Genomic DNA, 22,968 nt, shown 5'->3' with positions numbered 1-22,968 from the left:
GCGCTCCTGAGGTGATAGGGGACACGTGTGCACGAATAGGATGGGGGAATGGCCGAGTCCCGAGGAGAGCGCAAGGAGCGCACCCGACGCGCCATCCTCGACGCCGCACTGCGACTGTGCGAGGAGTCGTCGCTCGTCGCCCTGTCGCTCCGTCAGGTCGCGAAGGAGGTCGGCATCGTGCCGACCGCCTTCTACCGCCACTTCGACTCCATCGAGGACCTCGGCATGGCCCTGGTCGACGAGTCGTTCGTCAGCCTGCGCGCGATGCTGCGCGACATCCGGCAGGGCGACCCGTCGTACGCCACCATCGTCGACAGCTCGGTCGAGGTGCTCGTCGACCACGTCCACCGCCAGCGCCAGCACTTCCTGTTCATCGCGCGCGAGCGCGCCGCCGGTCCGCCGTCGGTCCGCGAGGCCATCCGCCACGAGATCGAGCTGTGCGAGCGCGAGCTCGCCGCCGACCTCACCCGACTGCCCGGCACCGGCGGCTGGTCGCCCGAGGACCTGCGCGTGCTCGCCAACCTCATGGTGACCTCGATGGTCGGCACCGCCGAGCAGATCATGGAGGCCGCCGGTCGCCCCGGGGTCGAGAAGCAGATCGTCGAGACCGCCCGCACGCAGCTGCGGATGGTGCTCGTCGGCGCCCTCAACTGGGAGTCACGCGGCTGACTACCGGGGCTTCACCGTCAGGTCCGTGATGGTGGCGTCACCGGGCAGGTCGAGCACGTGCAGGACGGCGTCGACGACGGTGGCAGGGTCGATCCAGGCCGCCGGGTCGTAGTCCTTGCCCTCCTGCTCGTGCACCTTCGCCTGCATCGGCGTGGCGGTGCGGCCGGGGAACAGCGAGGTGACCCGCACCCCGTGCTCCTGCTCCTCGGCGCGCAGCGAGTCGGCGAGCGCCTTGAGCCCGTGCTTGGAGGCGGCGTACGCCGACCAGCCGGGGTGGGCGAACAGCCCGGCGCCCGAGTTCACGAGCACGACCGTGCCGCGCGCCGCCCGCAGGGCGGGCAGCGCGCGCCGGGTGAGCACGGCGGGGGCGACGAGGTTGACCGTCACCTGCTGCTGCCACGCCTGCGTGCTGAGGTCGGCGACGGGACCGAGGTCGACCATGCCGGCCGCGTGGACCAGCGAGTCGAGCGCGTCCGGCAGATCGAGGGCCTCGAGGCCCGCCGGGTCGGCGAGGTCGGCGACCACCACGGTGGCGCCGGGCAGCTCCTCGCGCAGGTCGTGGGCCCTCTCGGTGGAGCGGGCGAGGAGCACGAGGTCGTCGCCGCGCTCGAGCAGCCGCTCCGCGAGCAGCGCGCCGATGCCCGAGCCGGCGCCGGTGAGCAGGTGGGTGGCCATCGGTGGTCCTCTCAGGCCGTGAAGACGATCTTGCCGAACACGTCGCCGTCGAGCATCGCCGCGAACCCGTCGCGGGCCTGCTCGAACGGCAGCTCGCGGTCGATCAGCGGTCGTGCGCCGGAGGCGTCGAGGAGCGCCACGAGGGAGGCGAGCTCGTCGCGGGTGCCCATCGTCGAGCCGATGACGCTCAGCTGGAGGAAGAAGATGCGGGTGAGCTCGGCGTCGTCGAGGTCGGGGCCGGAGGTGGTGCCGGAGGTGATGAGGCGCCCGCCCGGGCGCAGCGAGCGGATGGAGTGCGACCAGGTCGCCTTGCCGACGGTCTCGATGACGGCGTCGACCTTCTCGGGCAGCCGTGCGCCGGACTCGAACGCCTCGTGGGCGCCCAGCTCGATCGCCTTCTGCCCCTTGGCCTCGTCGCGGCTGGTGACCAGCACCCGCAGTCCGGCGGCGCGCGCCAGGGTGATCGCGGCGGTCGCCACCCCTCCCCCGGCACCCTGCACGAGCACGGTCTCGCCGGCGGTGAGCCCGCCCCGGGTGAAGAGCATCCGGTACGCCGTGAGCCAGGCGGTGGGCAGGCAGGCCGCCTCGGCGAACGAGAGCGAGTCCGGCTTGGGCACGACGTTGCGGCGCGGCACCGCGACCCGGGCAGCCATCGTGCCCTGGTGCCGCTCGGAGAGGAGCGAGCGCTTCGGGTCGAGGGTCTCGTCGCCCGTCCAGTCAGGACTGCTGACGACCGCGTGCACGACGACCTCGTTGCCGTCCTCGTCGAGCCCCGCGGCGTCGCAGCCGAGGATCATCGGCAGCGCCTCCTCGCGCAGCCCGACCCCGCGCAGCGAGAACAGGTCGTGGTGGTTGAGCGAGGCGGCCTTGACGGTCACCGTGGTCCACCCGTCGGGCACCTCGGGGTCGGGGCGCTCCCCCACCACCAGTCCGCTCAGCGGGTCCTGCTTCGAGAACGACTCTGCGTAGACGGCGAACATGTCCTCGAACCTAGCGGGAGGCCCGAGGACGCGTCAGCAGCCCTCAGGCGCGGGCGACCCCGTCTCGACGAGCGGCCTCGGCAACCGCGGCGGAGACGGCAGGGCCCACGCGCGGGTCGAACGGCGAGGGCACGATGAGGTCCTCGGCGAGGTCGTCGCCGACCAGGTCCGCCAGCGCCGTCGCGGCCGCGAGCTTCATCCCCTCGGTGATCGCCGTCGCGTGGGCGTCGAAGGCGCCCCGGAAGATCCCCGGGAAGGCCAGCACGTTGTTGATCTGGTTGGGGAAGTCGGAGCGACCGGTGGCAACGATCCGCGCGTACTTGTGCGCCACGTCGGGGTGGACCTCGGGCGTGGGGTTCGCCAGGCCGAAGATGATCGACTCGGGCGCCATCCGGGCGACGTCCTCCTCGGGCACGGTGCCGCCCGACAGGCCGATGTAGACGTCGGCGCCGTCGAGCACGTCGGCCAGGCTCCCGGTGCGGCCGGTCTGGTCGGCCGTCAGCGCGGCCAGCGCCTTCTTGACGGGCGTGAGGTCGCTGCGCGAGGAGTGCAGGACGCCCTTGCGGTCGGTGACGGCGAGGTCGGTGATGCCGGCGTTGAGCAGGATCTTGGCCACGGCGACTCCCGCGGCGCCCGCTCCGGAGATGACGACACGGGTGGTGCCGGGGTCGCGGCCGGTGAGCTTGAGGGCGTTCTGCAGGGCCGCGAGGGCCACCACGGCGGTGCCGTGCTGGTCGTCGTGGAAGACGGGGATGTCGAGGCGCTCCTTGAGGCGGTCCTCGATCTCGAAGCACCGCGGCGCCGAGATGTCCTCGAGGTTGATGCCGCCGAAGCTCGGCGCGAGCCGCGCCACCGTCTCGATGATCTCCTCGGTGTCGGTCGTGTCGAGGCAGATCGGCACGGCGTCGACGCCGCCGAACGACTTGAACAGCACCGCCTTGCCCTCCATCACGGGCATGGCCGCCGCCGGGCCGATGTCCCCGAGGCCCAGCACCGCGGTGCCGTCGCTGACGACGGCGACGACGTTGGGCACCCACGTGTAGTGGCGCGTCATCTCCGGGTCGTCGGCGATGGCCTCGCAGACCCGGGCCACGCCGGGGGTGTAGGCCAGCGAGAGGTCGTCGCGGGTGGCGAGGCCGACCGTGCTGGCGACCTCCATCTTGCCGCCGACATGGAGGTCGAAGACCGGGTCACCAGCGTGCGGATGTCCGCTCACGGAGCTCGATTCAGGCACCGCAGGAGTCTGGCACAGCCCTGCGGCGCCCCGGCGGCCAGATCCGCATGACGACCACGCCGTGCACGTCCGCGTCGCGCACGGGGCCTCGGTGACGCGAGTCGACACCGCGCCGGGGGTCGTCGCTCAGCAGCCACCACGCCGGCTCGCCGGTGCGCGTCGTACGCCGCTCGACGGCGCGCTTGGTGACGAGGGTGCCGTCGGCCAGCGTCGCGACCACGACGTCGCCCTCCCGCGGTCGGCGGTCGTACCTCACGAGCAGGCGGTCACCGGGGCGCAGGGCGGGCCGCATGGAGTCGCCCGTGACGGTGGCCAAGCCCCAGTGGGGTACCAGGGGAGGGCGTGTCGACACCGGAGTAGTGTCGCAAGTCCACGACGCACCACCCCTGTCCGAGCCCGTCAGCGGCCCGCACCGCGGGCCAGAGCAAGGAGTCTGCATGTTCCGCCGACTGTTCGCCCCGACCGTCGAGGTCTCCGCCCACTGCGACCTGCCCTGCGGCGTCTACGACCCCGCCCAGGCCCGCATCGAGGCCGAGTCGATCAAGGCCGTCATCGCCAAGGTCGCCGACAACGACGACCCCGACTTCCGCACCCGCGCCATCCTCATCAAGGAGCAGCGCGCCGAGCTGGTCAAGCACCACCTGTGGGTGCTGTGGACCGACTACTTCAAGCCGCCGCACTTCGAGAAGTACCCCCAGCTGCACCAGCTCGTGAACGAGGCCACCAAGCTCGCCGGCGCCAGCGGCGCCAAGGGCAGCCTCGACGCCGACGTCGCCGACCAGCTGCTCGCCAAGATCGACGAGATCGCCGAGATCTTCTGGGAGACCAAGAAGGCCTGAGCGCCTGCGCGCACCCGCTCCACCCGACGCCCCGATCCGCTCCCGCGGATCGGGGCGTCGCCGCGTCCGGTCCAGACCGGACACCCTCAGGCGCGGTCGAGGTCCAGCACAGGTGTTTCTCAGCCTGCTCCGAGGGGTAAGCGCCTTCTCAGCTCCCCGTTTGAGGGAGCTGACTGACGCTGTCCTCATCCATAGGGGTGAAGTTCAGTTTTCAAGGTTTCGACGGCTCTGCGCTCTGGGAAGGTCACCACCATGACGATCTCCATGATGGACGAGGCCCCATCACGTGCAGTACGCCGTGAGGAGACCGCCCGTCTCCTGCAGGAGGCGTCCGAGCTCACCGGCTCCGCCCGCGACCAGGTCATCGACCAGGTCATCGTGCTCAACATCGGCGTCGCCCACGCGATCGCCCACCGCTACCGCAACCGCTCGGTCCCGGTCGAGGACCTCGAGCAGGTCGCCTGCATGGCGCTCGTGCGTGCCGCGCACAAGTTCGACGTCGCTCAGGAGCGCGACTTCCTGACCTACGCCGTGCCGACCATCTCCGGAGAGATCAAGCGTCACTTCCGCGACCAGGGGTGGACGATCCGTCCTCCGCGCCGCGTCCAGGAGATCCAGTCCAAGGTCATCCACGCCTACCACCGCGGCGAGGAGCACGGCGCTCCCCCCTCTGCAGCGCGGATCGCCGAGCAGCTCGGCCTGCCCGAGTCCGACGTGGCCGAGGCACTCCAGGCCGAGGGCTGCTTCCGCCCGGTCTCCCTCGACGTCCCCGTCACCGAGGACGGCCGGCCCGCGATCGACCAGCTGACCGCCGACGAGGACGCCGACGAGCGTGCCCTCGAGGCCCGCCTCATGCTCGGCCCGGCCATGCGCAACCTCTCCGAGCGCGACAAGCGCATCCTGCACCTCCGCTTCGTCGAGGACCGCACCCAGCAGGAGATCGGCGACGAGCTCGGCGTGACGCAGATGCAGGCCTCGCGCCTGCTCAAGCGCATCCTCGACCAGCTGCGCGCCGAGCTCGGCCCCGACGCTGTGCCCGCCCGCGCCAGCTGACGACGCACCTTGACAACACCGACCCGATCGCGCATGCAGCGCGGTCGGGTCGGGCACTGAGGGGACAGGGTCCCGGGTTCCGGTCGGGGGGATCCTGAGCGTCACGCCCGCGCCGACCGGAGACGGCCCGTCGGCCCATCGATCAGGAGTGGTTGCGTTGTCGCAGCGTGGTGAGCTCGGAGAGCTGATCGACCGTCTCGGGGTCCGCCAGCACATCGACCCGGACGAGAACGTCCGGGGCGCCGTGGTCCTCCTGACGGTCGAGGAGCCGGACGGGCACCTCTCGCTGCGGGCCGCCTGGTCGGAGGGGATGAGCTGGATCGAGCGCATCGGCGTCCTCCGCGCCGCGGAGCGGGCTGAGCTGCCCGCCGACGGCGCACACGACTGGCGGGTCTGAACCCACCCAGGGCCCGGCACCGCTACCCTCGGTCCACCCTCTCGTGCGAGTCCGTACGAGCAGCCACTCGCACGAAGGACGGACCCGCATGTCTCCGAGCGGCACCGGCGACGACCCACGCCCCGACGTCGAGCTCCGCCTGCCTGCGGACAGCGTCTACGTCGCGGTGCTGCGCACCACGTCCGCGGGCCTCGCGGCGCGACTCGACTTCACCCTCGACGACATCGAGGACCTGCGGATCGCGGTCGGCGAGGCGAGCGCGCTCGTCCTGGCCGAGGCCGACGACGGCAGCGACCTGCACTGCGCCTTCCACCTCGGCAGCGGAGAGCTCACCGTGAGCGTCACGGTCGACAGCGCCGCGCCGGCGACCCCCGACGAGGACAGCTTCGCCTGGCAGGTCCTCACCACGCTGGCCAACGAGGCCTCGTCGTCCGCCGAGGACGGACACTTCAGCGTGTCGCTGACGATGCGCTCGGCCCTGCAGCCTCCCGCCTGACATGGCCTCCTCCGAGGAGCTCGCACCGCGACCGGACGGACCGGTCAGCGGCGTCGAGCAGACCCGACGGCGCAGTGCCGAGCTCTTCGCCTCGCTGCGCGAGGACGACGCCTCCCAGGCCCAGCGCGAGACCGCCCGCGAGGGCCTGGTGCACCTGCACCTGCCGCTGGTCGAGCACTGCGCACGGCGCTTCCGCAACCGCGGGGAGCCGTTCGAGGACCTCGTCCAGGTCGGCACCATCGGGCTGCTGAAGTCGATCGACCGCTTCGACGTTGGGCGCGGCGTCGAGTTCTCGACGTACGCCACCCCCACGATCATCGGCGAGATCAAGCGCTACTTCCGTGACAAGGGCTGGGCGATCCGCGTCCCGCGGCGCCTGCAGGAGCTGCGCATGCAGATCGGCGCGGCCGGCGCCGAGCTGACCCAGACCCTGGGTCGCTCCCCCACCCCGCGCGAGCTCGCCGAGAAGATCGGCTGCACCGTCGAGGACGTGCTCGAGGGCATCGAGTCCAGCAACGCCTACTCCACGCTCTCGCTCGACGCCGGCGACAACGACGAGGACGGCTCGGCCTCGATGCTCGACGCGATCGGCATCGACGACGAGAACCTCGAGCACGTCGAGATCCGCGAGTCGATCAAGCCACTGCTCGACAAGCTCGACGCCCGCGAGAAGAAGATCCTCCTGCTGCGGTTCTTCAAGAACATGACGCAGTCGCAGATCGCCGAGGAGATCGGCGTGTCCCAGATGCACGTCTCCCGGCTCCTCTCGCGCACGCTCGACCAGCTGCGCCGCTCCCTGGAGGAGAGCCCCGACTAGGGACGGCGATCAGCGCAGGTCGGCCGGGTCCTCCTCGGCGGCGAGAGCCGCCGTCGAGGCGGGGTGCAGCACGCCGACCAGGGCGACACCGGCGGCCGCCAGCATGCCGAGGGCCCACTGCCTCGACCCGCCCCAGGTGCTGAACGCCGTGAGCACGAGGATGAGCTCGGCCGCGACGACCGGACCCCGCGCCCAGCTCGAGAGCCGGGTGAGCGCGACGGCGCAAGCGCCCAGACCCGCTCCGACCAGCCAGAAGAAGGCCGTGGTCGTCACGGCCAGCGTGACGCGGCCTCCGCTGAGGTGCACGAGCTCGAGCACGCCGAGCACGACCAGGGCGGCCGCCTCCAGCGCCACGACGGCGGCCGCGGCCAGGAGGGGCGGGGGCGCCGAGGTGCGGTTCACGACGGCCAGGATAGGCGGGGGGACCAGACCGCCCGGCTTCGCGAACCTGACGCGCACCTGAGAGGATGCTGCGGATTTCGTCGTCGCGCGCCCTGTGATCCACGAGACGGGCGCAAACGCTTGTGCACCACCCCCTCGACCGGGCAGGCTGGTGTCACACGCGCCGGCGTCCGAATCGTCGCGCCTGTGTCGATGCCCGCGTGACACCTCCAGACCGGAGCCGCCCGCGGGAGACCCGATGGGCGCGGAAACCCCCTCGCGCCCTCCCCTGTTGTGAAAGAAGGACCCCAGCCATGGATTGGCGTCACCGTTCCGCGTGCCTCGACGAGGACCCGGAGCTGTTCTTCCCGATCGGCAACACCGGTCCGGCCATCCTCCAGATCGAGGAGGCCAAGCAGGTGTGCCGTCGCTGCGACGTGCGCGAGCAGTGCCTGGCGTGGGCGCTCGAGGCGGGACAGGACCACGGTGTCTGGGGTGGCCTCAGCGAGGACGAGCGGCGCGCGCTGAAGCGCCGCAACGCACGGGCGCGGGTCCGCACCGCCTGACCGGCGCCGCCTGACCCGCCCCGTCCGGCCCCAGGGGAGGGATCAGACCGGCACGTCGATGCCGGCACGGGTGCCGCGGCCCGAGGGGGCGGGCCCCAGCGACAGACGGCCACCCAGTTCGCTCTCGACGAGCGTCGTCGCGATGGAGAGTCCCAGCGAGGACTGTCCGGCCACGTCGAACCCGGGCGGCAGCCCGCGGCCGTCGTCGTCCACCGTGAAGCGCAGCCGGTCCTCGGTGCGCTCGGCCGACAGCACGATCCGGCCCGTGACCGGCCCGCTCGAGGCGTCCGCCTCGGGGTGCCCGGCGTAGCCGTGCTCCGCGGCGTTCTGCAGCAGCTCGGTGATGACCATCGCGATCGTGGTGGCCGTCTCCGAGGGCAGGACCCCGAACGACCCCTCGCGCCGCACCTGCAGGCGCACGTCGACCGAGCCGACGTCGGTCACCATCAGGGCGAGCCGGTCCGCGACGTCGTCGAAGGCGACGCTCTCCTCGACCGCCTGGCTCAGGGTCTCGTGCACGATCGCGATCGACCCGACCCGTCGCACGGCCTCCTCGAGCGCGGCCTTCGCGTCGGGGTTGCCCATCCGGCGCGCCTGGAGGCGCAGCAGCGCGGCCACGGTCTGCAGGTTGTTCTTCACCCGGTGGTGGATCTCGCGGATCGTGGCGTCCTTCGTGACCAGCTCGCGGTCGCGGCGGCGCAGCTCGGTCACGTCGCGGACCAGCACGATCGAGCCGATCAGGCGGCCCTGCGGGCGCAGCGGGATGGCCCGCACGATCAGCGAGACGGAGTGGGTGCCGATCTCGGCGTCCCGGTTGGCCCGCCCGCCCAGCACCGCGCTGAGGGTCTCCTCGTCGGGGCGCAGCCGCGGTGGGACGAGCTGGCGGGTGACCTCGCTGAGCCGCAGACCGTCCAGGTCTCCGGAGTGGCCCAGCCGGCGGTAGACCGAGAGTGCGTTGGGGCTGGCGTAGACGACCCGCCCCTCGTCGTCCACGCGGATGAAGCCGTCGCCGACGCGAGGGGTGTCGGCGTGGTCGCTGCGCTGCCCCGGCACCGGGAAGTGCCCGGCGGCGATCATCTGGGTCAGGTCGGCCGCGGTCTGGAGGTAGGACAGCTCGAGGCGGCTCGGGGTGCGCACGCCGAGCAGGTTGGTGTGGCGTCCCACCACGGCGATGACGCGCTCGCCGCTGCGCACCGGGATCGTCTCGGAGCGCACCGGCACGTCGTCTCGCCACTCCGGGTCGCCCTCGCGCACGAGCCGGCCCTCGGCGTACGCCGCGTCGAGGTGGGGGCGCCGTCCCGCCGGCACGAAGGTGCCGACGATGTCGTCGACGTAGGCGGTGGGTCCGGTGGTGGGGCGCATCTGGCTGCCCGCCCAGAACCCCTTGCCCTCGCGGTCGGGGAGCCAGAGGACCAGGTCGGCGAAGCTCAGGTCGGCGATGATCTGCCAGTCCGCCTGGAGCAGCTGCAGCCACAGCACGTCGTCGGCGTCGAGGTCGGTGTGGGCGCGCACGAGATCGGTCAGGGACGCCACGCCCCCCAGGCTAAGCCCCTGGTGGGTCCCGGTTGAGGCCGGTCGCGGAGGCCAGCGACAGCACGATCCGGGCGCGAACACAAGACTCCCCTCGGGCGCGTCGGGCGGGCAGACTTTGGCAGGATGGGCAGCGTGCAGAGGTCGTACTGGGAGCAGGTCGCAGCCTCCGGGCTCGCCGTCCCGCAGGACCGACCGCTGGGTGACCTGACCGCTGAGCTGACCCGGATGCTGGGCGACACCGACCCCGATCAGCGCGACGGCACGGCCTACCCGACGCTAGCGACCTGGGTCGAGCGGGGTGTCTACGACGACCTGCTCCCCGGGCTCGGCGACGGCATGGCCGCGGGGCTCGGAGTGGGCCTCGGCGAGCGCGACACGGACTCGGTCTTCCGCCGCAGCTTCTCGGCGCTGATCCTCGGGGAGTGCATCGCGCGCGACAACCAGCGGCCGCTGGTCGCCGGCAACAAGGTGCTCGAGTGGGGCGACCGGCTCGCCACCTGGCTGCTGCGCGAGCGCGACCTGCGCGGCTTCGTGCCGGGCAAGGGCTGGGCCCACGCCGTCGCCCACGGCGCCGACGGCCTCGCGGTGCTGGCCCGCTCGCCGCACGTCGCCGCCAACGAGCTGACCGTCGTCCTCGACGTCATCGCCGACCGGGTGCTGCTCCCGGTCGACGCCGTCTTCGGCACCGACGAGCACGACCGCCTCGCAGCCGCGACGATGGCGGTGCTGCGGCGCGGGATCGTCTCGCTGCGGGTCCTCGAGCCGTGGATCGCGCGGCTCGCCGCAGCCGGACGCCCGACCGAGGACCGTGACGGCGCCGCGGACCACCGGCGCGACCCCCGCCTCGACACCGGCAACGCCCAGGCCTTCCTGCGCTCGCTCTACCTCCAGCTCGCGCTCGGTCCGCGGCCGCCCGAGGTCCGCTCCGACCTGCTGCTGGTCGTCGTCGACGCGCTGCGCTCCACCAACCCGGCGTACCTCCAGGCAGCCCAGCCGCGGTAGGACTGGTCTCATGACTTCCGAGGAGACCATCTCCGGCCACAGCGGCGAGCTGGCCGTGGCCGTGGCTCGCGCGCACGGCGTCGAGACGATGTTCACGCTGTCCGGCGCCCACGTCTTCCCGATGTACGACGGCGCCGTGAAGGCCGACCCGCCGATGCGGCTGCTGGACGTGCGCCACGAGCAGACCGCCGCCTTCGCGGCCGAGGCCACCGGCAAGCTGACCCGCGTGCCCGGCCTGGCGGTGCTGACCGCCGGCCCGGGCGTCACCAACGGCGTGAGCGCGATCGCCCAGGCACAGTTCGCCGGCTCCCCCATGGTGGTCGTCGGCGGGCGTGCGCCGCAGAACCGCTGGGGGAGCGGCTCGCTGCAGGAGCTCGACCAGCCGCCGATCCTGGCGCCGGTCTCGAAGTCGGCGACCACGCTGATGACGGCGGGCGACGTGCTGGGCGGGATGGACGCGGCGTTCACGGCCGCCGGCAGCTCCCACCGCGGCCCGACCTTCGTCGACGTGCCGATGGACGAGTTCTTCGCCCAGGCCTCCGGGCCTGCGCCGGTGACGCCCCGCCCCGCCCCGATCGAGCCCGACGGCGACGCGATCGCTCGGATCGCCCGACTCCTCGCCGAGGCCCGTCGGCCGCTGATGATCCTGGGCACTGACGTGTGGGCCGACCGCGCCGAGGAGGCCGCGCTGCGCTTCGTCGAGGCCCTCGGCGTGCCGACCATCACCAACGGCATGGGGCGCGGCCTGGTCCCGGGCGGCCACCCGCTGCTCGTCACCAAGGCGCGCGGGGCCGCGATCAGCGGCGCCGACCTCGTCGTCGTGGTCGGCACCCCCCTGGACTTCCGCCTGGGCTACGGCGTCTTCGGCGGCAAGGAGGAGGGCTCGAGCCCGGCCCGCGTCGTGCACGTCGCCGACTCCCCCGGCCAGGTCTCCCACCACGCCGACCTCGCCGCGTCGGTGTCCGGCGACCTCACGAGCGTCTTCGACGGCCTGCAGAGCGCCGTCGAGCGTGGCGCCCGGCCCGACTGGTCCTCCTGGGTCGAGACGCTCCAGGACACCGTGCGCGCCACCGTCGAGAAGGACCGCGCGCTGCTCGAGGCCGAGGCCGACCCGATCCACCCGGCCCGCATCTACGGCGAGCTGGTGCCGCGGCTGGCCGACGACGCCGTCGTCATCGGCGACGGCGGCGACTTCGTGTCGTTCGCCGGCAAGTTCGTCGAGCCGAAGCGCCCCGGCGGTTGGCTCGACCCCGGCCCCTACGGCTGCCTGGGGGCCGGTCTCGGCGCGGCGATCGCCGCCCGCCTCGCGCGGCCCTCGGCGCAGGTCACGCTGCTGCTGGGCGACGGCGCGGCTGGCTTCTCGCTGATGGACGTGGACACGCTGGTCCGTCACGACCTCCCGGTCGTGATGGTCATGGGCAACAACTCCGCCTGGGCGCTGGAGAAGGGCCCCATGCAGATGCTCTACGGCTACGACGTGATCGCCGACCTCGGCCAGCGCACGCCCTACGACCAGGTCGTGACCGCGCTCGGCGGCGCTGGAGAGACGGTGACCGACCCGAAGCAGATCGGGCCCGCGCTCGACCGCGCCTACGCCGCGGGCGTGCCCTACCTCGTCAACGTCATCACCGACGTCGAGGCGGCCTACCCGCGCGCGACGTTCGGCATCTGAGGGCGCCGGTGACCGTCGAGCTGCGCCGGGCGACCCCGGCGGACCACGACGCGGTCTCGCGCGTCGTCGTGGCGGCGTACGCGCCGTTCACCCGCGGTCGCCACGACGACTACGTCGAGTCGCTCGCCGACTCCGCGCGACGCGACCTCGAGGCCGAGCTGTGGGTCGCCACCGACGACGGGGACGGCGAGGTCCTCGGCTCGGTGACCGTGTGCCCGCCCGGCTCGGCGTGGCGCGAGATCGCGACCGAGGGCGAGGCGGAGTTCCGCACGCTCGCGGTCCACCCCGCGGCGCAGGGGCGTGGCGTCGGGGCCGCCCTGCTCGACCTGGTCGAACGGCGGGCGCGCGTCGAGGGCGACACCGCGATCGTCCTGTCGAGCCTGCCGACCATGACCGCGGCGCACCGGCTCTACGAGCGGGGCGGCTACCGGCGCGCACCGGAGCGGGACTGGCAGCCCCGCCCGGGCGTCGACCTGGTGGCGTTCGTGAAGGAGCTGGCGTGAGCGTCCTGCGCTTCACCGTCGGCGACGAGGACACGGCCCTCGCCCTGGGCTCCGGCAGCCTGCCGGTGCTCGCGACGCCGAGACTGCTCGCGTGGTGCGAGGCCGCGACCTGCGCGGCGCTCGAGCTGCCGGACGGCCAGACCTCCGTCGGCACCCGGGTCGCCCTCGAGCACGTCGCGGCCTCGTCCGTCGGCGCCACCATCGAGGTGAGCGCGGACGTCGCCTACGAGGACGGACGACTGCGCCGCTTCACGGTGGCGGCCCGCGACGTCGAGCGCGGCAAGGTCGTCGGCACCGGAGAGGTCACCCGCGTCGTCGTGGACGTCGAGCGGTTCCTGGGCCGCCTGGGCTGACCAGACTGACAGGGCTGGGCCGGGAAGCGACGAGCCCCCGGCACCTCAGGGGCACCGGGGGCTCGAACCACGTCAGGCGTTGGGACGCTTGCCGTGGTTGGCGGCCTTCTTCTTGCGGCCGCGACGCTTGCGTCCGGTCTTGCCCATGGTGACCTCCTGGTCGACAGAATCGCCGACCAGTCTCCCAGGGACCGGCGTCAGCGCGAAATCTCAGACGACTGCGACCGTGGTGGTCAGGCGTCGGTGATGCGGACCTGCACCTGCCGGATCCGCAGCAGCACCTTGGCCCGCAGCTCCGAGGGCGCGGGCTCCGAGCACGAGCGCGCCACGATCGACTTCACCGTGCGCTGGAGGTCGTACTTCTCCAGGCACGGGTTGCACGAGTCGAGGTGGGCGCGGACCACCGTGCAGTCGGCCTCGTCGAGCTCGTTGTCGATGAAGTAGACGATCTGGTCGAGGTAGTCGGCGCACTCGCTGGCCGACGGCGCCTCGTGGTCGTGCGCACTCACGACGCACCGCCCTTCGCAGCGGTCGCAGCGGCCGGCAGCAGGTCGTGGGCCCGCACGTAGTCCGACAGCATGTCGCGCAGCTGACGGCGGCCACGGTGCAACCGCGACATCACGGTGCCGATCGGGGTCTCCATGATCTCGGCGATCTCCTTGTAGGCGAACCCCTCGACGTCGGCGAGGTAGACCGCCATCCGGAACTCCTCGGGCAGGCGCTGCAGCGCGTCCTTCACCTCGGAGTCGGGCAGGTGCTCGAGCGCCTCGGCCTCGGCCGACTTGAGGCCGGAGGAGGAGTGCGACTCGGCCCGCGCGAGCTGCCAGTCCTCGACGTCCTCGGACATCGACTGCTGCGGCTGGCGCTGCTTCTTGCGGTAGTTGTTGATGAACGTGTTGGTGAGGATGCGGTAGAGCCAGGCCTTGAGGTTGGTGCCCGGGCGGAACTGGTGGAAGGAGGAGAACGCCTTGGCGAACGTCTCCTGGACCAGGTCCTCGGCGTCCGCGGGGTTGCGGGTCATCCTCATGGCGGCGGAGTAGAGCTGGTCGAGGAAGGGCAGCGCGTCGCGCTCGAAGCGGGCGGCGCGGTCCTCCTCGCTCTCGGTGGCGACGTCGACCGGCTGCTCCGGCTGCTCGGTCCCCGGAGCGGAGTCCTCGAGAGCCGACAGGTCGTCGGGAGTGGAGTGGGTCATCGCCTCCCAGCCTACGCGCGTGGCGGGAGGCTCCATCAGCGCGATCACAGAGGGTGAACGCCGATCCTCAGCCGGTCATTCCCCGTCCCCTGTCGCCGCGACCTGTCGCCGGAGCCAGGACAGCGTCGCCCCGACCACGACGTCGGCCACGTCGTCGGCAGCGACCCCGGAGGACTTCGCCGTCCGGAGCCCGTGGTCCGCGGCGGGCACCACCGCGAGGTCGACGTGCGGCAGGTCGTCGAGGGGGAACTCCTCGGGCCGCCCCATCGCGTCGCGCTCGCCCTGGACGACGAGGGTCGGCACGCCGGTCCCGGCGAGCTCGCCGAGGCGGCTGCGCTCGGGTCGCCCCGGAGGGTGCAGCGGGAACGACAGCGCGACGCAGCCGGACGCGCCGATCGCGGTGGCGCAGCGGGCCGCCGAGCGCGCTCCGGCCGAGCGCCCACCGACGACGAGCGTCGGGGTGTCCCCCAGCGACTCCGCGGCCGCGACCAGCGCGACGTCCAGCGTGGCCGGAGCCGTCGCGATCCTGCGTCCGGCGCGTCGCCACGGCTGCTCGAGCAGGGCCACGCTCACGCCGGACGCCGGCAGGCGGGTCGCCAGCGCCTGCAGGTCCAGCGCCTCGATGCCGCCGCCCGCACCGTGGCTGAGCAGCAGCGTCGCCGTCGGACGCTCGGCCGGGTGCAGCACGAGCCGCGCCTCGCCGTACGCCGTCGCGAGCAGTCGCTCCGACGACGCGCTCACGAGAGCGCCAGCGGCTCGAGCAGCTCCGGGCCGTTCTTGCGCACGGCGTTGACCGCGGTGGAGACCGGGTAGGCCTCGAGGCGTCCTGGCGCAGCCGGCGTCAGCAGTCCGAGGACGGTCTCGGCGTCGCTGCGGGGGTCGAGCCACGGGCCCCAGCGCTCCGGCTCGACCATCAGCGGCATCCGGTCGTGGATGCGCCCCAGGTCGTCGGGCGCGTCGGTGGTGATGACCGTGCAGGTCCAGCGGAACCGGTCCTCGGCGTCGTCGTCCTTCGTCGGGTCGCGCCAGATCTCGTAGAGACCCGCCATCGCGAGGGTCCCGCCGTCCTGCGGCCGGATGAAGTAGGGCTGCTTCTTCGGCTTCCCCGCCTCGGTCAGCTCCTCGGTGGCGTACCACTCGAAGTAGCCGTCGGCCGGCAGCAGGCAGCGGCGGGCCGCGAGCGCGCGGCGGAACGCCGGCTTCTCGGCCACGGTCTCCATCCGGGCGTTGATCATCCGGCTGCCGATCGAGGGGTCCTTGGCCCACGACGGGACGAGTCCCCAGCGCAGGACCCGCAGCTGGCGCTGGGGCGGCTCGGTCGACTCCCTCGACGGCGGCCGGTCGACGACGGCGTAGACCTCCTTGGTCGGCGCGACGTTGTAGTCCGGCTCGAGCGGCTGGGCGACGTGGCTCTCGAGCACCTCGAACTCCTCGACGAGGTCCTCGGGGCTGCGACTGGAGGCGTAGCGACCGCACACGTCCCTCACCCTAGGTCGTGGCACCGACCGCTGGACCGACCGCTGGACCAGACCGCCTCGGGGCCACCCGTGTCTTGATCACCTTGACGCAGTTGTCCTTCACGTGATCCCCGTCACCGTCCGGTCCCCCGCCCCGGTCCCGCCCCGCGTCGACGCCTACGCCCGGCTCTGCGAGGAGCACGCAGGCCCCGCTCGGCGTCTCGCCCACGTCCTCCTGGAGCACCAGCGGGGCGAGGTCGACCCGAGCCCGACGGACGCGGACGTGGACGGGCTGGTCGCCGCGGCGGCAGCCGACCTCTGGCCGGCCGTGGAGTCGGGTGAGGTCGAGGAGAGCGTGGTCGGCCTGCACCTGCTCGCCGCCGTGCGCAGGGTCGCGACACCCGGAGCGGAGCCCTCCCCCGTCGTGCGGGCGGTGGCGAGCCTGCCCGCGGACGTCCAGTGGGAGCTGTGGCACGTCGAGGTGGAGCACCGGCCGACGGTCTCGCCGGCGCTGCTGCAGGAGGCGCACACCGCATTGCCTGCGGCCCTGGTCGCGGCGCACGCCGGCACCACGCAACGTGCCCGGTGCCTCGTCGCGCGCACCCAGCTGCCGGCGTACGCGCGGACCGAGCTGGACGCCGCCGTGGCCACCCGCGTCGGGGCGCACCTCAGCGTCTGCCGCCCCTGCGCGGCCCTGGCCCTCGACCTCATCGAGGCGCGCACCGTCCCCGGCGAGCTGCTCGCCCGAGTCTTCCTGGGCGCCGGGGCCGCCGCCCACCTCGACGGAGGGTCACCGGCCGCGCGCGAGGCCGGCGAGCCGGCGCGCGCCGTACGCCGCGTCGTGGGCGGCGGGGCCGCCGTCGTACTGCTCGCCATGGCACTCACCCTGGGCGCGGGCGCCCTCGACGGCACCGGGCCCGACCGCGACGCGCCGGTCGCCGAGGCCCGCGTCGTCACCCGGCCGTCGACCGGGCCGGTGCTCACGCCGGTCCGGGACTCCGTGGCCGGTGTCGACCCCGCCGTCGCGGCGGTCCCCTCCACCACTGTCACCCCCGCGGCGGTCCAGCCGACCAGCGCCGCTCCCGACGTGCCGGTCCCCGTGACGCAGGAGCCGACGCTGGCCCCAACGCAGGGCCCGAGCCACCAGCCGAGCCAGCAGCCGAGCCAGCAGCCGAGCCAGCAGCCGAGCCAGTCGCAGACCCCGAGCGACCCGCCCAGCCAGCAGACGACTCAGCAGACCAGCCCGCCGCTCGACCCGCCGACGGTGGCACGCGACCCGGGCGCGGTCGACGTGGCCGTGCGTGCGGCGGTCTCGGGCATCGGCCCGGCGTCGGTCCTGACCGTCGGGGCGGACCGTCTCGGCGACGACCAGAGCGCGACGGTGACCGTCGAGGGCGACGGGCTGCTCGCCTCGCTGCAGCTGGGACCCGGCTGCCAGCTGCTGGGTCTCGGCAGGGCGACCTGCGAGGTCACGGGCTCGCGGACCGTCACGCTGGTCGGCGCGTCGCTGGGTCCGCAGCTGCTCGGCAGCCTCACCGGCGGCACCCCGACGACCCCGCCCACGACACTGCGCGTGAGCGTCGTCCCGAGCGGCGGACTGCACGACACGTCCATGGCCGACAACTCCACGAGCGTGACGCTCGGTGGTCGTGTATGACTGGGGCATGCCCCTCAGCAGACTGATCGCGCGCCCCCTGCTCGCCGCCGGATTCGTCGTCGGGGGCGTCAGCGCCCTCCGCAGCGCTCCCCAGCACGCCGAGAAGGCGGCTCCGGTCGCCGACCGCGTCGTCCCCGCCGCCAAGCAGGCCGGGATCCCGCTGCCCGAGGACCCGCTCGCGCTGGTGCGCCTCAACGCCGGCGTGCAGATCGCCGCCGGGCTGGCCCTCGCCACCGGCCGCGCTCCGCGCATCTCCTCGCTGGTGCTCGCCGCGTCGCTCGTCCCGACGACCATCGCCGGCCACCCGTTCTGGGCCGCCAGCGACCCGAGCGAGCGGGGCGCCCACCTGCTGCACTTCGCCAAGAACTCATCGATGCTCGGCGGTCTGCTCATCGCGGCCGGTGACACCGAGGGCAAGCCGGGCGTCGCCTGGCGTGCGCGCCGCGCGGCCAAGGACACCCGCCGCGAGGCCAAGCACCTCGCCCGCGACGCCCGCCGCGAGGCCAAGCACCTCGCCAGCGCCGCCAAGCGCGAGGCCCGCCTCGCCAAGGCCCGCGCGACCTGATCGGGCGGTGACGACCACGACCGACCTCGACCCCTGGCCCGCACCTCGCGCCACCGGGCCGGTCGAGGCCACCGTGACCCTGCCCGGGAGCAAGTCGCTCACCAACCGGGCCCTGGTGCTCGCTGCCCTGGCCGAGGGGCCGTCCGTCGTACGCCGGGCGCTCCGCTCGCGCGACACGACGCTGATGGCGAGGGCCCTGACGGCGCTCGGCTCCCACGTCGACACGACCGCCGAGGACTGGACGGTCACGCCGGGCGCCTTCGACCGCGCGGCCGACGTCGACTGCGGCCTGGCCGGCACCGTGATGCGGTTCGTCCCGCCGGCCGCGGGGCTCTCGACGGCCACCGTCGCCTTCGACGGCGACCCGCACATGCGCACCCGCCCGATCGGCGAGGTGCTCACCGCCCTGCGCGGCCTCGGGGTGCAGGTCGAGGACGACGGCCGGGGCTCGCTCCCCTTCACCGTCCACGGCACCGGCTCGGTGCCCGGTGGCCGGGTCGTGATCGACGCGTCGGCGTCGTCGCAGTTCGTCTCCGCGCTGCTGCTGGCCGGGGCGCGCTACGACCGCGGCGTCGACATCGTGCACGAGGGGAAGCCGGTGCCGTCGCTCCCCCACATCGACATGACCGTGGCCGTCCTGCGCGAGCACGGGGTGGAGGTCGACGACTCCGACGCGGACCGGTGGACGGTCGCGCCGGGACCTGTCGCACCGGTCGACCACGTCATCGAGCCCGACCTGTCCAACGCCGCGCCCTTCCTCGCCCTGGCCGCGGTCAGCGGCGGCACGGTGACCGTGCGCGACTGGCCCGCCCGCACCACCCAGGCCGGCGACGCGCTGCGCGACATCCTGACCCAGCTCGGCTGCTCCGTCTCGCTCGGCGACGAGGGGCTCACCGTCGCCGGTCCCGAGCGGCTCTCGGGGATCGACGTCGACCTCCACGACCACGGTGAGCTCACCCCGGCGATCGCCGCCCTCTGCGCCCTCGCCGGCTCCCCCTCGCACCTGCGGGGTGTCGCCCACATCCGGGGTCACGAGACCGACCGGCTGGCCGCGCTCGCCACCGAGCTCGACGCGCTCGGCGCCGACGTGGTCGAGCACCCGGACGGCCTGTCGTTCACCCCGGCCGCGCTGCACGGAGGCGTGTTCCACACCTACGCCGACCACCGGATGGCCCACGCCGGCGTGATCGTCGGCGCCGCGGTCGACGGGGTCGAGGTCGAGAACGTCGCCACGACGTCCAAGACCTTCCCCGACTTCGCCGGCTTCTGGTCCGGGCTGTTCTGATGCCGACCGGGCGGTACTCCGACCACGACGTCGAGCACTACGACCGCCCCCGTCGACGCACCCGGCCCCGCACCAAGGAGCGGCCGTCCTACGACGACGCGCCGCAGGGCGTGGTCGTGACGGTCGACCGCGGGCGGTTCACCCTGCTGGTGGGGGGCGCCGACGGGACCACGGTGACCGCGATGAAGGCCCGCCCCCTGGGCCGACGCGGCGTCGTCGTGGGCGACCGGGTGCGGCTCGACGGCGACGTCTCCGGCGACGAGGGCACGCTGGCGCGCATCGTCGAGGTGCTGCCGCGCAGCACCACCCTGCGCCGCACCGCCGAGGACGACGACCCCGTGGAGCGCGTCATCGTCGCCAACGCCGAGCAGCTCGTCGTCGTCACCGCGCTCGCCGACCCCGACCCGCAGCCGCGGCTCATCGACCGCGCCCTCGTGGCGGCGTACGACGCGGGACTGGCACCGCTGCTGTGCCTCACCAAGGCCGACCTCGCCGACCCCGCCCCGCTGCTCGAGACCTACCGCGCGCTCGACGTCCCCCACGTCGTGACGCAGCGCGGCGGTGACCTGGGCGCCCTGCGCGAGCGCCTCGACGGCCGGGTCAGCGTGCTCCTCGGCTCCAGCGGCGTCGGCAAGTCGACGCTGGTCAACGCCCTCGTGCCCGACGCAGGACGCGAGGTCGGCGTCGTCAACGCCGTCACCGGGCGGGGCCGGCACACCTCGACCTCGGCCTACCTGCTGCCGCTGCCCGCACCGCTGGCGGGCTGGATCGTCGACACCCCGGGCATCCGCTCGTTCGGGCTCGCGCACGTCGAGCCGGCACGGCTCATCGGCTTCTTCCCCGATCTCGAGCAGCTCACCGAGGACTGCCCGCGCGGGTGCACCCACGGCACCGAGGAGCCGGAGTGCGCGCTCGACGGGGCCGTCGCCGAGGGACGGGCCGACCCGGCGCGCGTCGCGTCGTTCCGGCGGCTCCTGGCCGCGCGGTCCGAGCCGGTGTGGTGAGTCGTCGCAGCGGCGTCAGCCGTTGACGCCGTACCACGCGATCTTGGCGCCGGCGTCGCCCGTCAGCACGGTGTAGACGAGGGTCAGCACGCCGAGACCGGCCACCACCCCCGCGGCCACGGCGCCGCCGCGGCCTGGCCGGCTGTGCAGCCACGCGGCGACGTACGTCGCGACGGCGAACGCTGTCACCGAGATGCGCAGGATCCCGGCCCGCTCCTCGTGCGTCTCGAGCAGCTCGCCCAGCGGGCCGCCGTAGGTGTTGGCCTCCTCCAGCTGCTCGCCGGAGAAGTAGGCGACCCAGATCGACACCAGCGCGATGGTCACGCTCGCGACGAGGGGCCAGCGCATCCGCGCGCGCCAGCGAGGCACGGCGTACGCGAGGCCCGCCAGGGCCGAGAGGGGTCCGAACACGACCGCTGCGTGCACGACCAGGGCGTGCAGGGGCAGACCGTTGATCTCCACGGCTCACACACGGACGGGCGCCCGGTTCGGTTCAGGTCCCTCTAGGGTGGCCTCGTGGCTGACTGGACCGACGACCTGCGGCTGGCCCACGTGCTCGCCGACGACGCCGACTCCCTGACGACGGCGCGGTTCAAGGCCCTCGACCTGCACGTGATGTCGAAGCCGGACCTCACCCCCGTCACCGACGCCGACCAGGCCGTCGAGGAGGCGATCCGCCGCACCCTCGGGCGGGTCCGCTCGCGCGACGCGATCACGGGCGAGGAGCAGGGCACCAGCGGCCACAGCCAGCGACGGTGGATCGTCGACCCGATCGACGGCACCAAGAACTTCGTGCGCGGGGTGCCGGTGTGGGCGACCCTCATCGCTCTCGCGGTCGACGACGAGGTCGTGCTCGGGGTCGTGTCCGCCCCGATGCTCCAGCGCCGCTGGTGGGCCTCGGCCGGCAACGGCGCCTGGACCGGGCGCTCGCTGCTCAAGGCGACCCCGTGCCACGTGTCCGACGTACGCCGCCTCGAGGACGCCTCGCTGTCCTACGCCTCCCTCCACGGCTGGGAGGAGCGCGGGATGATGGACGACTTCGTCTCGCTGATGCGTCGCTGCTGGCGCACCCGTGCCTACGGCGACTTCTGGTCCTACATGCTGCTCGCCGAGGGCGCCGTCGACGTCGCCGCCGAGCCGGAGCTCGAGGTCTACGACATGGCCGCGCTCGACGTCATCGTGCGCGAGGCCGGCGGCAGCTTCACCTCGCTCGACGGGCGGGACGGTCCCTGGGGCGGCAACGTCGTCGCCACCAACGGCCACCTGCACGACGCGGTGCTGTCGTTCCTCGGCTCCGTCGACGACGACGACCCCGACACCGGCTCGCGCTCCACCGGCCCGGGCTCGGTCTCCGCACTGCGACCGCGCGGCACCCAGACCGAGGACTGACGGCCCCGCGACCCTGGTCAGCGGCGCCGGGACTCGTTAACGTCGGCGGATGCGGATCGCCGACGTGCTCCAGGCCAAGTCGTCCCACGACGTGGTGAGCATCGCGCCCGACGCCGGGGTGCGCGAGCTCGTCGCCCGTCTCGCCGAGCACAACGTCGGGGCCCTGGTCGTGAGCTCCGACGGCGTGACCCTCGAGGGCATCGTCAGCGAGCGCGACGTCGTGCGTCACCTGCACAGCGACGGCACGGTCGTCCACAACACCGTGCGCGCGATCATGACCGAGACCGTCGAGACCTGCTCCCCCGACGCCGGGCTCGACGAGCTGATGGAGACCATGACGCGCCGGCGCATCCGCCACGTGCCCGTCGTCGAGGACGGCCGCGTCGTCGGCGTCGTCTCGATCGGCGACGTGGTCAAGCACAGGATCAGCCACCTGGAGTACGAGCGCGAGCAGCTCGAGAGCTACGTGCACTCGACGTGACCGGCCCCCGCAAGCGCGTCCTGGTCACCGGCGGCACCCGCGGCATCGGGGCCGCGGTGGCGACCCGACTGGCCCGCGACGGTCACGACCTCGTCCTCGGCTGGGCCCGCGACGACGCCGCCGCCGAGCTCACCCGGGCGGCGGTGGAGGACGCCGGCGCCGCCTGCACGCTGGTGCAGGCGGACCTCCTCGCCGAGGACGGCGTCGAGCGGCTCTTCGCCGCGGCCGGGCCGCTCACGGGCGTCGTCAACAACGCCGGCGCGACGTTCCACACCGGCACCCTCGCCGAGACCCCGCCCGACGTCGTGCGCCGCACGGTGGAGCTCAACCTCACCGGCGCGATCCTGGTGGCCCGGGCCGCCGTGCGCGCCCTCTCCACGGCGTACGACGGTCGCGGCGGGGTGCTGGTCAACGTCAGCAGCGCGGCCGCGACCCGGGGATCACCCGGCGAGTACGTCCACTACGCCGCCGCCAAGGCGGGCGTCGACGCGCTCACGCTGGGCCTGGCCGAGGAGGTCGCCGAGCAGGGCGTGCGCGTCGTCGGGGTCGCGCCCGGCATCATCCGCACCTCCATCCACGCCGACGCGGGCGAGCCCGGCCGCGTCGAGCGCGTCGCCCCGACGGTGCCGATGCGTCGTGCCGGCGAGCCGGAGGAGGTCGCCGACGCCGTGGCCTGGCTGATGGGCGAGGAGGCGTCGTACGTCACCGGCACCACGCTGCGGGTGGCCGGCGGGCGCTGACCCGGCCGCAGCGGCGCCTGGTTAGGGT

30 protein-coding genes are annotated in these 22,968 nt (G+C 73.5%); 18 read left to right on the top strand and 12 right to left on the bottom strand.

From position 1 onward, the window contains the following. Positions 1–48: 48 nt before the first annotated feature. A complete protein-coding gene (locus tag GRQ65_RS19375; RefSeq protein ID WP_160879641.1) occupies positions 49–669 on the top strand; it encodes a TetR family transcriptional regulator in 621 nt (206 codons plus the stop codon). Here the strand turns inward: GRQ65_RS19375 and GRQ65_RS19370 are convergent, their stop codons facing one another. The 4 genes from GRQ65_RS19370 to GRQ65_RS19355 all read right to left on the bottom strand — a co-directional run bounded on the left by GRQ65_RS19370 (position 670) and on the right by GRQ65_RS19355 (position 3,874). Continuing rightward, positions 670–1,344: an SDR family oxidoreductase gene (locus tag GRQ65_RS19370; protein ID WP_160879640.1), complete on the bottom strand. Its 675-nt coding sequence runs from the start codon at positions 1,342–1,344 to the stop codon at positions 670–672. Between the two features lie 11 nt (positions 1,345–1,355). Further along, positions 1,356–2,324 carry a zinc-binding dehydrogenase gene (locus GRQ65_RS19365; RefSeq protein ID WP_160879639.1) on the bottom strand — a complete coding sequence of 323 codons (969 nt, stop codon included), beginning with the start codon at positions 2,322–2,324 and terminating at the stop codon, positions 1,356–1,358. A gap of 43 nt (positions 2,325–2,367) precedes the next feature. Further along, positions 2,368–3,483, bottom strand: a complete 1,116-nt coding sequence (locus GRQ65_RS19360) for an NAD(P)-dependent malic enzyme (RefSeq protein ID WP_160879691.1) — start codon at positions 3,481–3,483, stop codon at positions 2,368–2,370. 67 nt (positions 3,484–3,550) lie between these two features. After that, positions 3,551–3,874 (bottom strand): S24/S26 family peptidase, encoded by a 324-nt coding sequence (locus GRQ65_RS19355; protein WP_237448548.1) that lies wholly within the window; start codon positions 3,872–3,874, stop codon positions 3,551–3,553. Between the two features lie 121 nt (positions 3,875–3,995). Between GRQ65_RS19355 and sodN the strand changes: the two genes are divergently transcribed. The 5 genes from sodN to GRQ65_RS19330 all read left to right on the top strand — a co-directional run bounded on the left by sodN (position 3,996) and on the right by GRQ65_RS19330 (position 7,160). Continuing rightward, positions 3,996–4,397: a superoxide dismutase, Ni gene (sodN, locus tag GRQ65_RS19350; RefSeq protein WP_160879637.1), complete on the top strand. Its 402-nt coding sequence runs from the start codon at positions 3,996–3,998 to the stop codon at positions 4,395–4,397. A 252-nt stretch (positions 4,398–4,649) separates the two neighbouring features. Beyond that, positions 4,650–5,450, top strand: coding sequence for a sigma-70 family RNA polymerase sigma factor (locus GRQ65_RS19345; RefSeq protein WP_160879636.1), 801 nt, complete (start codon positions 4,650–4,652; stop codon positions 5,448–5,450). Between the two features lie 157 nt (positions 5,451–5,607). Next, positions 5,608–5,847, top strand: coding sequence for a hypothetical protein (locus tag GRQ65_RS19340; protein WP_160879635.1), 240 nt, complete (start codon positions 5,608–5,610; stop codon positions 5,845–5,847). 88 nt (positions 5,848–5,935) lie between these two features. Further along, positions 5,936–6,343 carry an ATP-binding protein gene (locus GRQ65_RS19335; protein WP_160879634.1) on the top strand — a complete coding sequence of 136 codons (408 nt, stop codon included), beginning with the start codon at positions 5,936–5,938 and terminating at the stop codon, positions 6,341–6,343. Between the two features lies 1 nt (position 6,344). Next, positions 6,345–7,160, top strand: a complete 816-nt coding sequence (locus tag GRQ65_RS19330; RefSeq protein ID WP_160879633.1) for an RNA polymerase sigma factor SigF — start codon at positions 6,345–6,347, stop codon at positions 7,158–7,160. 9 nt (positions 7,161–7,169) lie between these two features. On the opposite strand, the gene GRQ65_RS19325 is transcribed toward GRQ65_RS19330, so the two are convergent. Next, positions 7,170–7,562, bottom strand: a complete 393-nt coding sequence (locus GRQ65_RS19325) for a hypothetical protein (RefSeq protein WP_160879632.1) — start codon at positions 7,560–7,562, stop codon at positions 7,170–7,172. A 293-nt stretch (positions 7,563–7,855) separates the two neighbouring features. Between GRQ65_RS19325 and GRQ65_RS19320 the strand changes: the two genes are divergently transcribed. After that, positions 7,856–8,107, top strand: coding sequence for a WhiB family transcriptional regulator (locus GRQ65_RS19320; protein ID WP_027863177.1), 252 nt, complete (start codon positions 7,856–7,858; stop codon positions 8,105–8,107). Between the two features lie 42 nt (positions 8,108–8,149). Here GRQ65_RS19320 and GRQ65_RS19315 read toward each other — a convergent pair whose 3' ends face one another. Continuing rightward, positions 8,150–9,640 (bottom strand): sensor histidine kinase, encoded by a 1,491-nt coding sequence (locus tag GRQ65_RS19315; RefSeq protein ID WP_337191887.1) that lies wholly within the window; start codon positions 9,638–9,640, stop codon positions 8,150–8,152. A gap of 123 nt (positions 9,641–9,763) precedes the next feature. On the opposite strand from GRQ65_RS19315, the gene GRQ65_RS19310 reads away from it, so the two are divergent. Genes GRQ65_RS19310 through GRQ65_RS19295 form a run of 4 tightly spaced genes read left to right on the top strand, consistent with a single transcriptional unit; the run spans position 9,764 to position 13,170 of the window. Then, positions 9,764–10,642, top strand: a complete 879-nt coding sequence (locus GRQ65_RS19310; RefSeq protein ID WP_202388377.1) for a DUF2785 domain-containing protein — start codon at positions 9,764–9,766, stop codon at positions 10,640–10,642. Between the two features lie 10 nt (positions 10,643–10,652). Next, entirely contained in the window at positions 10,653–12,314 is a 1,662-nt protein-coding gene (locus GRQ65_RS19305; RefSeq protein ID WP_160879630.1) for an acetolactate synthase, read from the top strand. 8 nt (positions 12,315–12,322) lie between these two features. Continuing rightward, on the top strand, positions 12,323–12,817 hold the full coding sequence (locus tag GRQ65_RS19300; RefSeq protein ID WP_160879629.1) for a GNAT family N-acetyltransferase: 495 nt from the start codon (positions 12,323–12,325) through the stop codon (positions 12,815–12,817). After that, complete coding sequence (locus GRQ65_RS19295) at positions 12,814–13,170, top strand: thioesterase family protein (protein ID WP_337191885.1); 357 nt, start codon at positions 12,814–12,816, stop codon at positions 13,168–13,170. The genes GRQ65_RS19300 and GRQ65_RS19295 overlap by 4 nt, the downstream gene beginning before the upstream one ends. Before the next feature lie 72 nt (positions 13,171–13,242). Here GRQ65_RS19295 and GRQ65_RS24315 read toward each other — a convergent pair whose 3' ends face one another. From GRQ65_RS24315 to GRQ65_RS19275, 5 genes are all read right to left on the bottom strand, one after another. Continuing rightward, complete coding sequence (locus GRQ65_RS24315) at positions 13,243–13,317, bottom strand: 50S ribosomal protein bL37 (RefSeq protein ID WP_396408713.1); 75 nt, start codon at positions 13,315–13,317, stop codon at positions 13,243–13,245. Between the two features lie 86 nt (positions 13,318–13,403). After that, positions 13,404–13,679 carry a mycothiol system anti-sigma-R factor gene (rsrA, locus tag GRQ65_RS19290; RefSeq protein ID WP_160879628.1) on the bottom strand — a complete coding sequence of 92 codons (276 nt, stop codon included), beginning with the start codon at positions 13,677–13,679 and terminating at the stop codon, positions 13,404–13,406. Further along, a complete protein-coding gene (locus GRQ65_RS19285; protein ID WP_237448547.1) occupies positions 13,676–14,362 on the bottom strand; it encodes a sigma-70 family RNA polymerase sigma factor in 687 nt (228 codons plus the stop codon). The genes rsrA and GRQ65_RS19285 overlap by 4 nt, the downstream gene beginning before the upstream one ends. A 75-nt stretch (positions 14,363–14,437) precedes the next feature. Then, the gene (locus GRQ65_RS19280) at positions 14,438–15,103 is read right to left on the bottom strand and encodes an alpha/beta family hydrolase (protein WP_160879627.1); all 666 of its coding nucleotides are present in this window, start codon (positions 15,101–15,103) and stop codon (positions 14,438–14,440) included. Beyond that, complete coding sequence (locus GRQ65_RS19275; protein ID WP_160879626.1) at positions 15,100–15,840, bottom strand: SOS response-associated peptidase family protein; 741 nt, start codon at positions 15,838–15,840, stop codon at positions 15,100–15,102. Before GRQ65_RS19275 ends, GRQ65_RS19280 begins: the two co-directional genes overlap by 4 nt. A gap of 103 nt (positions 15,841–15,943) precedes the next feature. Here GRQ65_RS19275 and GRQ65_RS19270 point away from each other — a divergent pair, with 103 nt between their 5' ends. Genes GRQ65_RS19270 through rsgA form a run of 4 tightly spaced genes read left to right on the top strand, consistent with a single transcriptional unit; the run spans position 15,944 to position 20,330 of the window. Further along, a complete protein-coding gene (locus tag GRQ65_RS19270) occupies positions 15,944–17,476 on the top strand; it encodes a zf-HC2 domain-containing protein (RefSeq protein WP_160879625.1) in 1,533 nt (510 codons plus the stop codon). Positions 17,477–17,483: 7 nt separating this feature from the next. Continuing rightward, complete coding sequence (locus tag GRQ65_RS19265; RefSeq protein ID WP_160879624.1) at positions 17,484–18,041, top strand: DoxX family membrane protein; 558 nt, start codon at positions 17,484–17,486, stop codon at positions 18,039–18,041. Positions 18,042–18,048: 7 nt separating this feature from the next. Beyond that, a complete protein-coding gene (gene aroA / locus GRQ65_RS19260; protein ID WP_160879623.1) occupies positions 18,049–19,326 on the top strand; it encodes a 3-phosphoshikimate 1-carboxyvinyltransferase in 1,278 nt (425 codons plus the stop codon). Beyond that, positions 19,326–20,330, top strand: a complete 1,005-nt coding sequence (gene rsgA / locus GRQ65_RS19255; protein ID WP_160879622.1) for a ribosome small subunit-dependent GTPase A — start codon at positions 19,326–19,328, stop codon at positions 20,328–20,330. The genes aroA and rsgA overlap by 1 nt, the downstream gene beginning before the upstream one ends. Before the next feature lie 15 nt (positions 20,331–20,345). On the opposite strand, the gene GRQ65_RS19250 is transcribed toward rsgA, so the two are convergent. Continuing rightward, complete coding sequence (locus tag GRQ65_RS19250; protein ID WP_160879621.1) at positions 20,346–20,792, bottom strand: DUF2231 domain-containing protein; 447 nt, start codon at positions 20,790–20,792, stop codon at positions 20,346–20,348. Positions 20,793–20,846: 54 nt separating this feature from the next. Here GRQ65_RS19250 and hisN point away from each other — a divergent pair, with 54 nt between their 5' ends. Genes hisN through GRQ65_RS19235 form a run of 3 tightly spaced genes read left to right on the top strand, consistent with a single transcriptional unit; the run spans position 20,847 to position 22,940 of the window. Then, the gene (hisN, locus tag GRQ65_RS19245) at positions 20,847–21,719 is read left to right on the top strand and encodes a histidinol-phosphatase (protein ID WP_160879620.1); all 873 of its coding nucleotides are present in this window, start codon (positions 20,847–20,849) and stop codon (positions 21,717–21,719) included. 49 nt (positions 21,720–21,768) lie between these two features. After that, on the top strand, positions 21,769–22,200 hold the full coding sequence (locus tag GRQ65_RS19240) for a CBS domain-containing protein (protein ID WP_160879619.1): 432 nt from the start codon (positions 21,769–21,771) through the stop codon (positions 22,198–22,200). Beyond that, positions 22,197–22,940, top strand: a complete 744-nt coding sequence (locus tag GRQ65_RS19235) for an SDR family oxidoreductase (protein ID WP_160879618.1) — start codon at positions 22,197–22,199, stop codon at positions 22,938–22,940. Before GRQ65_RS19240 ends, GRQ65_RS19235 begins: the two co-directional genes overlap by 4 nt. The last annotated feature ends 28 nt before the right edge of the window (positions 22,941–22,968 follow it).

The sequence above is a fragment of the Nocardioides flavescens genome, from assembly GCF_009823805.1.
Classification (GTDB): domain Bacteria; phylum Actinomycetota; class Actinomycetes; order Propionibacteriales; family Nocardioidaceae; genus Nocardioides; species Nocardioides flavescens.
The sequence above is the reverse complement of the archived record's forward strand: the minus strand, read 5'-3'. Positions and strand labels throughout refer to the sequence as shown.